The organism is Clavibacter tessellarius (assembly GCF_001618005.1).
Lineage (GTDB): Bacteria > Actinomycetota > Actinomycetes > Actinomycetales > Microbacteriaceae > Clavibacter > Clavibacter tessellarius_A.
The window spans coordinates 1-12,826 of the sequence record NZ_LQXA01000029.1 but is presented as its reverse complement, the minus strand read 5'-3'; the positions used below and the strand labels follow the sequence as shown (position 1 = coordinate 12,826).

Sequence of the window (12,826 nt, the reverse complement as noted above, 5' to 3'; positions counted from 1 at the left end):
CTGGACTCGGGAGCGATCGCCGCCCCGACCTCGTGGATCAGCTGCCGCAGTGGCTGTTCGTCACATCCGGGATCTTGACGTAGGTGTAGGGCTGCTTGTCGCCGATGCAGGAGAGCGCCAGGGCCATCAGCCCGAGGGCGACGCCGGCGGCGAGGGCGAGCACGGCGGAGCAGACGAACAGGGCGAAGCCGAAGCAGGTCCCGGCGATGGCGGAGATGCCGCCGGCGGCCCCGCCGCCCGCGAACGCGAGCTTCCGGGACTCGACCTTCAACGTGGCCCAGTGCTTGAAGTGGCTCCAGATCGACGCGCTCGCGGAGACCGGCGACGTGGAGGGCGCAGCAGGCGCGGCCTCGGACCGCCGGAGCTGCGCGATCTCCGTGGTCGCCCGGCGCACCAGCTCGGCGCGGTCGGACGTCGGGACGCCGGCCGCGCGCCCGGCGATCACGACGTCGACGACCTCGTCCGGGGTGATGCGGCCGGCGATCAGGTCGTGCTCGTAGGAGCCGCGATCGACGGAGACGGAGATGGCGGCCCGGGCGACCTCCATGGGTGCCTCCGAGGCACGTGCGGGGGCGGGAGCGCAGGTCAGGGAGGCGACCACGGCGAGGATCCCGACGATGGCGATGCCGGACCCGAGGCGCGGCGCGCGCAGCAGGGCGCGGAGGGCAGAGCGGGGACGGATCAGGGCGGGGGACGACGAGGTCATGGTGGCCTTCGGGATCGGCGGTCGGCCGGATGCGGCCGGCGGGCACGATCGCGCCCGTTCGAGACCAGAAGCTAGGGCGTGGGCGGCGCCGGGCGTGGGCGGACTGCACAAGGCCGCGCCCGCGATGCGGGCGCGGCCTCATCCGCTCCTACTGCTCGGCGTCCTCCTCGTCGGACTCGGGCGCCTCGTCGAGCAGCAGGAACAGGCCCGCGTAGGGCTCGAGCTGCACGGGGAAGCTGGACAGGTCGTCGACCGTGCCGACCTCCTCGCCCGTGGTGGCGTCGCGCACGGTGCGGCGCGCGGGCAGCTCCTCGGAGCGCACCGTCGCGAGGATCGGCTCGCCCGTGAAGTTCAGCACCGTGAGCTGCAGGCGCGCGTCGCCCGACGCGTCGCCGTTGTCGAGGCGGTGGACCATCACGAGCATGCCGTGGTGGCCCACGTCCGGGACGTCGACCTGCGTGCCGACGGCCACGTCGAAGCGCTCGCGCACCTCGAGCACGCTGCGGAGGCCCGAGACGAACGACGACGGGTCGTCGACCTGCGCGGGGAGGGACCCGTAGAGCGAGCGGCCGCGCGGCATGCCGGACGCGGATCCGGTCGCCTCGGGCGCCCCGTCGAGCAGGTCGTGCCCGCCGCGGTGCACCCAGCGCGTGTCGCCGCCCTCGATGAGGTCGGCCACCTGCGACGCGTGCAGCGGCAGCACGCCGAGCAGGTCCCAGGCGGAGAGCGCGAAGACGCCCGGCTGCCACGCGTTGAACTTGGCGAGCAGGAGGTGCGCGGCGCGGATCCCGGCCACGTCGTCGTCCCCGATCGCGTCGAGCGTCGTGAAGCCCTGCGCGGCCGCGATGACGGATGCCGTGGTGCAGGCGATGCCGTTCGTCGTGAACACGTGGTTGTAGTCCGCGCTCTCGCCCGTGAGCTCCTCGAGCAGGTCGCCGCGGATCGTCTCCGCGAGGTCCGCGCCCGTCATCTCGTCGCCGCGGAACGGGAACACGTCGGCGCAGTGCTCGGTCGCCCAGTGCACGAGCTCGTAGGTGAGCTCGTCGTGGTTCTGCAGCGCGTGCACGAGCGTGACGGGCTCGACGCCCACCTCGAGCGAGGTGCGGAGCGTGAGGCGCAGGAACTCGGTGTCGCCGGTCGCGAGCGCGTGCTGGTACGCGGGCCGGTTGATGAAGTCGTAGGAGAGGTCGGCGCCCACGCGGCCGGTGTCGCGGATGTCCTCCATCGTGAGGTTCAGCTCCTGGAAGGAGAACCCGCCGACCTTGCGCACCATGCTCGCGATGAGGTGGTTCGCGGCCTCCGAGAGCGGGTGGCCCTCGGACCACGCCGGACCCTCGACGCTCTTCTCCACGCCGAGGAAGCCGTTGGCGTCGAGCCGCAGCGCGCTCGCGCCGAGGTCGCCGAGCGAGTGCAGCGCATCGCCGATGACCATGCGCATGCCGGCGAACGTGGGGTCGAGCCAGTTGATGGAGGGCTGGCCCTGCTTGAAGTAGTGCAGGTACACCCAGCGGCGCGTGCGGCCGTCGACGCCGAGCACGGGCGCGGTGGCGCTCCAGTTGGTCTCCTTCACGCCGGGCGCGTAGAAGATGACCCGCTGCAGGCGGCCGATGATGTAGCCCTGGTCGGCGAGCGCCTGCTCGGCGGCCACGTCGAGGTTCACGGCGTCGCGGCCGGGCAGCACGTCGGGCAGGAGGTGCCAGTCCTCCTCGGGGATCTCGACCATGTGGTAGATCCCGGGGAAGTCCTTGTAGCCCATCTCCGCGAGGCGGAAGTCGGCGCCCTTGCCGGTGTGGCCGGGCACGATGTCGTCGATGACGCTGCCGCCGTGCTGGTCGGCGACCTCGGTGAGGCGGCGGAACTCGTCCTCGGTGCCGAAGGCGGCGTCGATCTGGGTGCTGATGCGGTCGAAGTGGCCGTCGACGCTCGCGGTCTGCGACCACTCGGTGATGCCGCCGGCGAGCTTCACGGGTCCGGTGTGCACGGCCTCGATGCCGATCGACTGGAAGATCGCCCACAGCTCGGGGTCGCCGAGCGCGCTGAGGTAGGTCTCGCCGGGCTTGGTGATGAGCGAGATCGGGTAGGCGGTGAACCAGACCGAGGCGGTGTCGATGGCGCGGCGCGCGTCGGGGCGCGCGTACGGGTTCGACCACATGCTGGGCGAGCCGGAGAGGCCGCGGCTCAGCACGTCGGCGTCGCCGAGCATCGACTGGCGGCGGAGCCACTCCACGTAGGAGGGGTTCGACGCGTCGGCGGCGCGCGGGTCGGACGACGACCGGCGGATGCCGCTCGCGCGCATCTGGGGGCGGGAGCGGAGCCGGGCGGGGCGCGCCGGGAAGCGGTCCTCGTCGTAGGTGATCTCGGTGGGCTCCGGCTCGGGGATCGCGTTCTGCTCGCTGGCGTCGTCCACTGGTGCTCCTCGGGGTGGTGGTGCGTCGTGCCCGATACGGGCGACGTCGGCCCGCGGGGCCGCTACGACGAGCGTACGCAGGATGCGCGGGCGTCGTGGGCGGTGGCGGCGACGCCGGCGCGCGACCCGATCCCGCCCTGCCGTCGCCGCGCGGCCGGACCGTCCGGGGGAATCGGGGGACCCGCGCGGTCGCGCTCTCGGTAGCGTCGGTCGTCGCGCTCGACGCGACCCTCCGCATCCCACCCGCACCCCGTCAGGAAGGCCGACCATGATCGACGCATCGAGCATCGCCCCGCTCGCCGGCATCCGCGTGCTGGAGCTCGGCAGCTTCATCGCCGCCCCCACCGCCGGGCGCCTCCTCGCGGACTTCGGAGCCGAGGTGATCAAGGTCGAACGGCCCGGCACCGGCGACGAGCTGCGGAGGTGGCGCCTGCACGCCGGTTCGACGACGTCGATGCTGTTCCACGCCATCAACCGCAACAAGCGCTCCATCGCCCTCGACCTGCGCACGGAGGAGGGGCGCGACGCCGTCAGACGGCTGGCCGCCGAGTGCGACGTGGTGCTCGAGAACTTCCGACCGGGCACCATCGAGCGCTGGGGCATCGGACCGGACGTCCTCGACGCGATCAACCCCGAGATCGTCATCGGGCGGATCTCCGCCTTCGGCCAGACCGGGCCGCTCTCGCAGCGTCCCGGCTTCGCCGCCGTCGCCGAGGCGATGGGCGGGTTCCGCGACCTCGTGGGCGACCCCGACCGTCCTCCCGTGCGCGTGGGGGTCTCGATCGGCGACTCCATCGCCGGCCTGTACGCGGGCTACGGCGTCATGATGGGGCTGTACCAGAGGGAGGCGCGACGCGCCGCCGGTCTCCCGCCCGCGCCGCTCGACGAGCGGGTCGTCGACGTCGCGTTGAACGAGGCCATGTTCTCGATGATGGAGTCGCTCATCCCGGACTACCAGGCCCACGGCATCAGGCGGGAGCGCGTCGGCGGACGCATGGAGGGCATCGCCCCGTCGAACGCCTACACGTGCGCCGACGGCGCCAGCATCGTCGTCGCCGGCAACGCCGACGCCATCTTCCCGCGCCTGATGGAGGTCATCGGCCGAGCCGACCTCGCCGCGGACGAGGACCTCGGCACCAACGACCGGCGCTGGCTGCGCCGCGACGAGCTCGACGCGGCCATCGGCGCCTGGACCGCGACCCGGACCGCGACGGAGGCGCTGGCCATCCTCGACGAGGCGGGCGTCCCCTCCGGGCCCATCTACACGGCCGCGGACATCAGCTCCAGCGACCAGTACGCCGCCCGCGACATGATCCAGCAGTTCGACGTCGACACGGGAGGGGGCATCATCCCCGGCGTCGGATTCCCCGGCATCGTGCCCGTCCTCGGCGGCCGCTCCCTCCCGATCCGCACGCTCGCTCCCGAGCTGGGCCAGGACACCGAGGACGTGCTCGCGATGCTCGACGACCACCGCGCGACCCGCGACGACGACGATGCGGCGGGCGTCCGATGACCGGCGTCCGGCTCCGCGACGTGACCCTCCGCGACGGGCTGCAGCTCACCGGCCGGATGCTGCCGACCGAGCGCAAGGTCGAGCTCGCCCGGGCCCTCTTCGCGGCCGGGGTCCCCGAGCTCGAGGTCGGGTCGATGGCACGCGGCGATGTCGTGCCGCCGATGGCGAACACGCTCGAGGTCATCGCCGCGCTGACGCCGGAGGAGCGGGAGCGCTCGTGGGTGTGGGTCGCCACGCCCCGGCACGTCGCGCGCGCCGCGGCCGCGGGGGCGCGCAACTTCCAGTACTGCCTCTCCGCGTCCGACGCCCACAACCAGGCGAACATCGGCCGGACCACCGACGCGAGCCTGGCCGCCATGCCGGAGGCGGTGGATCTGGCGCACGGGGTGGGCGGGCGCATCCAGCTGTGCATCGCGACCTCGTTCACCTGCCCCTTCGACGGCGTCGTCCCCGAGCGGCGGGTGATGGACATCGCGAACGACCCGCGTGCGACGGGGGCGGAGGACATCGTGATCTGCGACACCCTCGGGCAGGCGCATCCGCAGCAGGTGTCGTCCCTCGTCGGCCGCGTGGCCGCGGAGACGCCGGAACGCGAGATCGTCTTCCACGGGCACGACACCTGGGGCGCCGGCGTCGCGAACGCGCTCGCCGCCATCCATGCCGGGGCGACGGTGGTCGACGGGGCGCTCGGCGGGCTCGGCGGATGCCCCTTCGCTCCGGGCGCGAGCGGCAACACCGCCACCGAGGACCTCGTCTTCGCGCTGCGCCCCGACTGGCTCACCACCGCGGCCTTCGCCCACCTGGTGCGCGCATCCGAGCGGCTGCTCGGCGACCTGGGCGAGCCGAACCGCTCGAAGGCCCGGCAGGGAGCCCGCTCCACCGCGCGGGCGTTCCCCTGGGTGGTCGCGGACGCCTGATCCGGTCGGCCGGTGCCAGCCGCGGCCGGCCCCCGCGCAGCCGGCCCCCGCGCAGGCGGCTCCCGATCGGGCGGTCCCCGCTCGGACGGCGCCCGCTCAGGCGGCCCGGCTGCGGCGGCCGAGGAGCCCGTCGACGCTGAAGCGGCCCGCTCCGACGAGCGCGACGACGACGAGGCCCGCGATCAGGGCGAGCACGAGCTCGTAGCCCCCGGCGTCGACGAAGATGCCCTTGCTGGCGTGCACGACGAAGAAGGCGCCGAGCAGGTTGACGATGTTCAGCGCCGCGACCACCGGGGTCAGGAGGCCGAGGATCAGCGCGGCTCCGCCGACGGTCTCGACCGTCGCGGCGAAGATCGCCGCCGCGGCCGGCACCGGGATGCCCATCTGCGTGAAGGAGGCGGTGGTGCCGTCGAGCGTGTACTCGAGGAACTTCTGGAGCCCGTGCGCCATGAGGATGAAGCCGATCGCCACGCGGGCGACGAGCAGGGCGGCGTCCTGGAGGACGGGCGTCGTGCGGGCGGGGTGGAGCAGCGTGCGCATGCGGGGTTCTCCTTCGTTCGGTGGTGCCTGGTGGTGGGCCGGCGGCCTCGGGAGGTCCGCCGACGAGGGGCGGATCGGTCCGCGTCGGTCTCCTCGGGCACGGCGATCACGCCGTGCGGAGGCCGCGCGACCCCGTCGGTCGCGCCCGGGTGGACGCCCGACGATCGTGCCGGGACGATCGAGGTCCATGGCGGCATCAGGCGGATGCCGCGGCGGGACCGCCGCGCGATCGGCGCGGTCCCCGGTGCCCCCAGCCCCTCGCGCTCATTCTTGAACGCTCAACGAACGTACGTGCCATGGTCCCGAGCCGTCAAGTCGCCCGCCCGTGGACGGGGGCGCCCGCCCGCCCCTCGCCGCCCGCGCGCGCCGTGCCAGCACGGATCCGTGCCCGGCGTCGAGTCCCGCCGCATCGATGGCTACGCGCGCGGCTGCGCGGACCCGATGGTGCTGGCGGCGGTGGGCGCCGGCGCGCCGGACGCGGGCTGACGCGTGTTCCTGCGGAGCCGGTCCCGAGGTCGCGAGACGTGGGGTCTCTGGATCCTCGGGCTCGGCCTGTGCGTGGTCTCGGTGCTCGGCCTCACGGGCGTCTTCGGCGAGTTGCGGGCCGGGCGCGGCACCGGCATCATCCTGTTCGGCGTGCCGCTGGGGATCTTCACGATCGGCCTGGGCATCGCCAACGCGATCCGCGGCGGGGGCGACACGGATGGGATGATCGACCGGTGATCATCCTCGGCGCGACCCCCATCGGCAACCTGGGCGACGCGTCGCGGCGGCTCGTGGAGGCGCTGTCCTCCGCCACGGTCGTGGCCGCCGAGGACACCCGCACGACCATCCGCCTGCTGACGGCGCTCGGCGTCGAGAACCGGCCGCGCCTCATCGCGCTGCACGACCACAACGAGCAGGAGCGCTCCGCCGACCTGGTGGAGCTCGCGCGCGAGACCGACGTGCTCGTGCTCTCCGACGCCGGCATGCCCGCCATCTCCGATCCCGGCTTCCACCTGGTGGAGGCGGCGGCCGCGGCGGGCGTCCGCGTCACCGTGATCCCCGGCCCGAGCGCCGTGCTCAGCGCGCTCGCCGTCTCCGGACTCCCCACCGACCGCTTCACGTTCGAGGGCTTCCTGCCGCGGAAGGGCGGCGACCGGCGCCGTGTGCTCCGCGAGCTCGTGCGCGAACGCCGCACCATGGTGTTCTTCGAGTCGCCGAACCGGCTCCAGGCGTCGCTCGATGACGTCGTCGCCGAGTGGGGTCCGGACCGCCGGCTCGTCGTGTGCCGGGAGCTGACGAAGCTCTACGAGGAGGTGCGCCGCGGATCCGCCGCCGAGCTCGCCGCCTGGGCCGCGGAGGGCGTGCGCGGCGAGATCGTCGTGGTCGCGGAGGGCGCAGCCGCGCTCGAGGTGGACCTCGCGACGGGCGTCGCCCAGGTGCTCGAGCTGGTGTCCGACGGCGCGCGCCTCAAGGACGCGGCCGGCACCATCGCCGAGGCGACCGGCCTCGGCAAGCGCGACCTGTACCAGGCGGCGCTCCAGGCGCGGTGACGACGGCGCGGGACCGGCTGCCCGGTCAGTCGCCGCAGTGGCTGTTCGTGAAGTCCGGGACCTTGACGTACAGGACGGGCTGATCGTGCGCGACGCACCACGCGGCAGTCGACGCCAGGGAGGCCGCGACCGCGACGCCGATCGCCGCGACCGCTGTGCAGACGACGACGCCCTCGAAGAGGCAGGCGCCCAAGATGACGGCGGAGATCCCGGCGGCGCCGGCCCCCGCCCGCCACGCCTTGCGCGCGTTCACCGAGATGGTGGCCCAGTGGGTGACCTTGTTCCACCAGTGCTTGTCCTCGGCCAGGGGGTCGGAGGCGGGGCGTGATCCGGTGGAGGGGCTGAGCTCCGGGGTGGTCGGCTCGGCCCCGTGGATGCGGACGTCGGCGATCTCCTCGGTGGTCTGCCGGATGAGCGCCGCGCGGGTGGGGATCCGTGTCGCGTCCGCGTGGATCGCTGCGCGGGCGGCGAGGTCGACGTCGACGATCTGCTCGACGGTGATCTTCCCGGAGAGGACGTCCTCCGAGTAGGTGCCCCGGCTCATGGAGGCGGAGATCGCGGCGCGAGCGCCGTCGAGGGCGGCCTCGGAGGCGTGGGCGGGGGTGGGAGCGGTGAGCAAGGAGCCGGCGATGGCGACGAGTCCGGCGATGGCGACCCCGGTGGTGGCGCGTCCCATCCGGGTCCGGTGGCGCCGTGAGGTGCGGGGAGCATGCGGGGCAGGGCGATGCGTCATGACGTCCTCTCATGGGGGTGCCGGGCGGGCGACCCGGCGCAGACGCGGGGGCCGCGCCCCCGCGATCGGAGAGCGTAGGCACGGGCGGACAGCACGCATGCACGCCCTGCACAGAGGGGCGCCGTGCGAACGGCCCGCCCGGACGCGACACCGCCCCGGTCGCCTCCTCGTGAGGCGGCGACCGGGGCGGTGGGCTGGGGCTGATCCGGGCATCCGCACGGGCGCGCCCGTGTGGGGCCCGTCTCGGCGAGGTCATCCCGTGGGGTCGTGCGTCACGCCATCAGTCGCGGCATCCGCTGGCCTTGAAGTTCGGGACGCTGACGTAGAGGAATGCATGGTGCTGGGCGAGGCAGTTCCCGGCTGCAGCGACCATGAAGGCGACGGCGGCGGTGGCCAGGAAGGCGAGGCCTCCGCAGATCACGTTGCCGCTGGCGAAGCAGGCGCCTGCGAGGATGCCGCCGACGGCGGCACTCGCGGCGCCGGCGCCGACGAGCGTCAGGGCGTCCGCCTTGAAGCCGAACCAGTGCGTCAGGTGGTTCCACCAGTGCTTGTCCTCGACGAGCGGATCGGTGGACGCGTGGGAGCGCGAGGAGCCGGTCAGGGTGGGTGCGGCCGGAGCGGCGGCCACGGCGCGGAGGCTGGCGATGGCCGAGACGGCCTGCTGGGTGACCTCCGCGCGGCTCAGGACCGGCCCGGCGCTCGGGATGCGCCCCGTGGATCGGAGATCCATGGTGACGTCCACGAGCTGGTCGACGGTGACCTTCCCGGAGAGGAGGTCCTCCGTGTAGGTGCCGTGGTTCACGGACGAGGAGATCGCGGTCCGGGCCTCGGCGAGGGTCGACTCCGAGGCGTGGGCGGGTGCGACCGCCGTGAGGAGGGAGCCGACGACGGCGGCGAGCGCGACGACGGCGATGCCGGGGGTCGTCCGGAGCGTTCCGCGGCGGCGGGAGCGGGCGGCTCCCCGAGGGGGGAGGGGAAGCGGGCGAAGCGTCATGACAGCCTTTCGACGGGAGGAAGGTGCTGCGGCGCGGTCGGGAGGATCGAGGGCATCCGCGTCCCGATCCCGCGTGCGACCCGAGCGTAGGGATGGGGCGCCTCGGCGCGTGCGCTTCCTCCACGCGCCCGCACGCGTCGCCGGCCGTCACGCGGGAGGCGTGGACCCGCGCCGCTCGCGGAACGCGACCATGTTCATCCGGTTGCCGCAGCGCACGCTGCAAAAGCGCTTCGACCCGTTGCGGCTGAGGTCGACGAGCACGCCGTCGCAGTCGTCGGCGGCGCACACGCGGAGGCGGTCGGTGGCGCCGGAGCGGATGACGTCGACCAGGGCCATCGCGGCCTCCACGAGGATCCGGTCGGCGAGCGGCGCGTCGTCGGGCGTCGCGTGCAGGTGCCAGTCGAGCGCGTCGTGCCGCACGAGCCGGGGCGATGCGCGGTGCCGGGCGAGCAGCTCGTTCACGGCGTCGACCATGTCGTCGCGGTCGAGGGTCCAGATGGCGCGGAGCCGGGTGCGCGCGCGGCGCACCTCCTGGAGCTCGCGGTCGTCGCGGTCGAAGCGGCCGGAGAAGCCGCTGCGGGTCATGAGGTCCTCGAGCTGCTCGGGCGTCGCGAGCAGGTCGGTGCCGGATCGGGTGGCGCGCGGCGCCGTGTTGAGGACGACGGCGTCGAACGTGAGCACGTCCTCGGTGTCAGGGGTGAAATGCAAGTTGACTCCTTATCCGCGACCAGTCTAGCGTCAGGGGCGTAGGTCGTTTGGCCCCTGACGAGACGAGAGCACCATGCCCCGACGCCACCTCACCACCGGCCTGGTCCTCGCGATCGTGGCCGCCGCGTCCTTCGGGCTCTCGGGCGCGTTCGTGAAGCCGCTGCTGGAGTCGGGCTGGAGCCCGGTCGCGGCGGTGGCGCTGCGGGCGCTCATCGGCGGGCTGGTGCTCGCGCCGGTCGCGCTCGTGCAGCTCCGCGGCGACCTGCGGCCCGTCCTCCGGGCCTGGCGGCGCGTGCTCGGCATGGCGCTGGTCGGCGTCGCCGGGGCGCAGGGGATGTACTTCGCGGCCATCGAGCGGATCCCCGTGGGCACGGCCATCCTCATCGAGTTCATGGCGCCGCTGCTGCTCGTCGCGGTCGCGTGGGCGACCAGCCGGCGGCGGCCCGCGGTGCCCGTGCTCCTCGGATCCGTCGCGGCGGCCGGCGGGCTCGCGCTCGTGGTGTCGCCGTCGGGCGGCGGGGCGCTGGATCCGGTCGGCGTGCTGCTCGCGCTCGGCGCGATGGTGGGCTGCGCGGGCTACTTCGCGATCGCGGCGCGGGGCGCGGACGGCCTGCCGCCCGTGGCGCTCGCGGCCGCGGGGCTGCTCGTCGCGGCGGCGGTGCTGGGGCTCGTCGGGCTCACCGGGATCCTGCCGTTCACGGGGTCCGTCGCCGACGTCGAGATGCTCGGGCGCGTGGTGCCGTGGTGGGTGCCCATGCTCGTGGTGGGCGTGGTCGCGACCGCGCTCGCCTACGGCGCGGGGATCACGGGGAGCGCGATGCTCGGATCCCGCCTCGCGTCCTTCGTCGGCCTGCTCGAGGTGGCCGCTGCCGGCGCCTGGGCGTGGCTGCTGCTCGGCGAGGAGCTGACGGCGCTGCAGCTGGTGGGCGGTGCGCTGATCGTGGCGGGCATCGTCGCGGTGCGCTTCGACGCGCGGGCGGAGGCGCTGCCGCCGGGCCCGATGCCGGCGACCGGCCCGGATGCCGCGCTACGGGGCCGGTGACTCCGCCGCGTCCACCGGCTCGAGGTGGCGCAGCACGCGCTTGAGGTGCATCGCCGTGAGGACGCCCGGTCCCATCGCGCGGCCGAGCTCCTGCGACTGCTCGTCCACCGCCTCCACGAGCAGCCGCACCTGCCGGGCGGCCTCGCCCATGGCGCGGTGGCGCTCGGGGGAGTCCGGGTCGTCGAGGTCGAGCACGTCGGCGACCGCGTGGCAGGCGTCGCGGATGGGCGCGCCGATGCCGTGGTCGAGGGCGATGGATCCGCGCTGCTGCCAGATGGTGTCGGCGAGGGCCGCGGACACGTCGCGGACGTGGAAGACGATCTGGTCCATCGCCTCGAGCCGGGCGTGGTCGATGCGCACGTCCCGCTTGTTCACGAGCGCGCGCGGGTTGCCCTTGCGGCTCTCGTCGGCCTCCCGGAGGTCGGCGCGCACGGCCCGCGCGGTGCCGGCGAGGTCCTCGCTGGCGCGGATCCAGTCGGCGTGCGTGGGCGGCGAGTCGGACTCGACCGCGTCGCCCACCTCCCGCAGCCGCTGGGCGACCTCGCGCTGGAACGCGCTGATCCGGGCCGCCGCGCGCCCGCTCGACAGCGTCGGCGCGATGAGCACGTTGATGAGGAGCCCGGTCACCACGCCGACCGCCATCTGCACGAGGTAGCCGAGCGAGTACGTGTCGGCGTCCTGCCCGCCGATGATGAGCACGAACAGCGCGGCCATGGGCACGTACTCGCGGCCGGCGCCGAACCAGCCGGAGCCGGACAGGATCACGCCGATGCCGACGATCAGGGGGATGGACCACCACGTCGGGCCGGAGGTGAGGATCACCGCGGTGGCGAGGACGATGCCCGCCGCGAGCCCGAGGAGCGTCTGCAGGCCCGTGCGGGCGGATCCCATGAGCGTCGGGTACATGCTCACGAGCGCGCCGAGCGGCGCGTAGTAGGGGTACTCGTTCGCCACGCCGGGCACGTAGGGGGCGACGGCCCACGCGATGCCGACGGCGAGCGCGGTCTTCGCGGCGAGGAGGAGGCGGTCGGGGGAGGTGGCGGCGCGCCACGCGCCGACGACGGCGTGCTGGACGCGGTGGATCCCCATGACCCGAGGCTAGCGAGGCGGGGAGCGCGCGACCGCATCGGTCGTCGCGCTCCCCGCGTCGCGGGGGCGGCCGGGCGTCAGACGCGGGTCGCCTCGATCACCATGTCGTCGCGCGACGGGGTGCCGTCCGCGCGCTGGAGGCAGGTGATGACCACGAGGCGGCCCGGGGTGTCCGCCCAGACCGCGGCGTCGTCCGGCAGGGCGCCCTTGGCGACCGCCCGGCTGGATCCGACGGCGTAGTCGACGCCTGCCACCTCTATCTCCGCGCCGGGGGCGATGCGCGCGCTCCCCGCCTCGTCGTCGATCAGCAGGTCGCCGGGGCCCATCCCGCCGCCGCGCACCGAGTGCATGACGACGAACACCGTGCCGTCCGCCGCCCGCTCGGGCGCGACCCCGAGGTCGCGCACGCGGTACGCGGAGGTGAACCCCGGCGGATCCACGACGCCGCCGACCACGTCGACCGCGCCGAGCGGCACGTCGAGCCCGACCGACGGCGCCCGGAGGCGGCCGAGGCCGGAGTCGACGGCCGGCTGCGCGGATCCGTCGCCGGCGGGTGCGGTCTCGTCGGCCTGCACCGGCTGCCCGGCGAGGTCGCGCGGCCCGTCGGCCGCGGGCAGCGCGCCCACGGCCGACAGCGTGCCG

13 protein-coding genes are annotated in these 12,826 nt (G+C 74.3%); 5 read left to right on the top strand and 8 right to left on the bottom strand.

What is annotated here, in order from left to right; genetic code table 11:
- Window positions 1–37: 37 nt before the first annotated feature.
- Window positions 38–706: a hypothetical protein gene (locus tag AWH51_RS07450; RefSeq protein WP_063071469.1), complete on the bottom strand. Its 669-nt coding sequence runs from the start codon at window positions 704–706 to the stop codon at window positions 38–40.
- A 148-nt stretch (window positions 707–854) separates the two neighbouring features.
- Window positions 855–3,113: a maltose alpha-D-glucosyltransferase gene (gene treS / locus AWH51_RS07445; protein ID WP_063071468.1), complete on the bottom strand. Its 2,259-nt coding sequence runs from the start codon at window positions 3,111–3,113 to the stop codon at window positions 855–857.
- A gap of 268 nt (window positions 3,114–3,381) precedes the next feature.
- On the opposite strand from treS, the gene AWH51_RS07440 reads away from it, so the two are divergent.
- Window positions 3,382–4,626, top strand: coding sequence for a CaiB/BaiF CoA transferase family protein (locus AWH51_RS07440; RefSeq protein ID WP_063071467.1), 1,245 nt, complete (start codon window positions 3,382–3,384; stop codon window positions 4,624–4,626).
- Window positions 4,623–5,543, top strand: coding sequence for a hydroxymethylglutaryl-CoA lyase (locus AWH51_RS07435; protein WP_063071466.1), 921 nt, complete (start codon window positions 4,623–4,625; stop codon window positions 5,541–5,543). Before AWH51_RS07440 ends, AWH51_RS07435 begins: the two co-directional genes overlap by 4 nt.
- 96 nt (window positions 5,544–5,639) lie before the next feature.
- Here the strand turns inward: AWH51_RS07435 and AWH51_RS07430 are convergent, their stop codons facing one another.
- Window positions 5,640–6,083, bottom strand: a complete 444-nt coding sequence (locus AWH51_RS07430; protein WP_063071465.1) for a DoxX family protein — start codon at window positions 6,081–6,083, stop codon at window positions 5,640–5,642.
- A 489-nt stretch (window positions 6,084–6,572) separates the two neighbouring features.
- Between AWH51_RS07430 and AWH51_RS07425 the strand changes: the two genes are divergently transcribed.
- On the top strand, window positions 6,573–6,806 hold the full coding sequence (locus AWH51_RS07425) for a hypothetical protein (RefSeq protein ID WP_063071464.1): 234 nt from the start codon (window positions 6,573–6,575) through the stop codon (window positions 6,804–6,806).
- A complete protein-coding gene (gene rsmI, locus AWH51_RS07420) occupies window positions 6,803–7,618 on the top strand; it encodes a 16S rRNA (cytidine(1402)-2'-O)-methyltransferase (protein ID WP_063071463.1) in 816 nt (271 codons plus the stop codon). The genes AWH51_RS07425 and rsmI overlap by 4 nt, the downstream gene beginning before the upstream one ends.
- 25 nt (window positions 7,619–7,643) lie before the next feature.
- Here rsmI and AWH51_RS16255 read toward each other — a convergent pair whose 3' ends face one another.
- From AWH51_RS16255 to AWH51_RS07405, 3 genes are all read right to left on the bottom strand, one after another.
- A complete protein-coding gene (locus AWH51_RS16255) occupies window positions 7,644–8,294 on the bottom strand; it encodes a hypothetical protein (RefSeq protein ID WP_063071462.1) in 651 nt (216 codons plus the stop codon).
- A gap of 337 nt (window positions 8,295–8,631) precedes the next feature.
- Window positions 8,632–9,345 carry a hypothetical protein gene (locus AWH51_RS07410; RefSeq protein ID WP_063071461.1) on the bottom strand — a complete coding sequence of 238 codons (714 nt, stop codon included), beginning with the start codon at window positions 9,343–9,345 and terminating at the stop codon, window positions 8,632–8,634.
- A 147-nt stretch (window positions 9,346–9,492) separates the two neighbouring features.
- Window positions 9,493–10,053: a CGNR zinc finger domain-containing protein gene (locus AWH51_RS07405; RefSeq protein WP_175345485.1), complete on the bottom strand. Its 561-nt coding sequence runs from the start codon at window positions 10,051–10,053 to the stop codon at window positions 9,493–9,495.
- 73 nt (window positions 10,054–10,126) lie between these two features.
- Here AWH51_RS07405 and AWH51_RS07400 point away from each other — a divergent pair, with 73 nt between their 5' ends.
- Window positions 10,127–11,095 carry an EamA family transporter gene (locus tag AWH51_RS07400; protein ID WP_063071459.1) on the top strand — a complete coding sequence of 323 codons (969 nt, stop codon included), beginning with the start codon at window positions 10,127–10,129 and terminating at the stop codon, window positions 11,093–11,095.
- Here the strand turns inward: AWH51_RS07400 and AWH51_RS07395 are convergent.
- Together AWH51_RS07395 and AWH51_RS07390 are read right to left on the bottom strand one after the other, a co-directional pair.
- Window positions 11,081–12,184, bottom strand: coding sequence for an FUSC family protein (locus AWH51_RS07395; protein ID WP_063071458.1), 1,104 nt, complete (start codon window positions 12,182–12,184; stop codon window positions 11,081–11,083). The two genes, AWH51_RS07400 and AWH51_RS07395, sit on opposite strands and share 15 nt — an antisense overlap.
- Window positions 12,185–12,261: 77 nt before the next feature.
- Window positions 12,262–12,826: hypothetical protein (locus AWH51_RS07390; protein WP_063071457.1), on the bottom strand; the 565-nt coding region annotated here is incomplete at its 5' end.

Coding starts and splice junctions, on each gene's coding strand:
- AWH51_RS07440 (WP_063071467.1), top strand. CDS start 3,382: ATGATCGACGCATCGAGCATCGCCCCGCTCGCCGGCATCCGCGTGCTG.
- AWH51_RS07435 (WP_063071466.1), top strand. CDS start 4,623: ATGACCGGCGTCCGGCTCCGCGACGTGACCCTCCGCGACGGGCTGCAG.
- AWH51_RS16255 (WP_063071462.1), bottom strand. CDS start 8,294: ATGGGACGCGCCACCACCGGGGTCGCCATCGCCGGACTCGTCGCCATC.
- AWH51_RS07395 (WP_063071458.1), bottom strand. CDS start 12,184: ATGGGGATCCACCGCGTCCAGCACGCCGTCGTCGGCGCGTGGCGCGCC.
- AWH51_RS07450 (WP_063071469.1), bottom strand. CDS start 706: ATGACCTCGTCGTCCCCCGCCCTGATCCGTCCCCGCTCTGCCCTCCGC.
- AWH51_RS07430 (WP_063071465.1), bottom strand. CDS start 6,083: ATGCGCACGCTGCTCCACCCCGCCCGCACGACGCCCGTCCTCCAGGAC.
- AWH51_RS07400 (WP_063071459.1), top strand. CDS start 10,127: ATGCCCCGACGCCACCTCACCACCGGCCTGGTCCTCGCGATCGTGGCC.
- AWH51_RS07410 (WP_063071461.1), bottom strand. CDS start 9,345: ATGACGCTTCGCCCGCTTCCCCTCCCCCCTCGGGGAGCCGCCCGCTCC.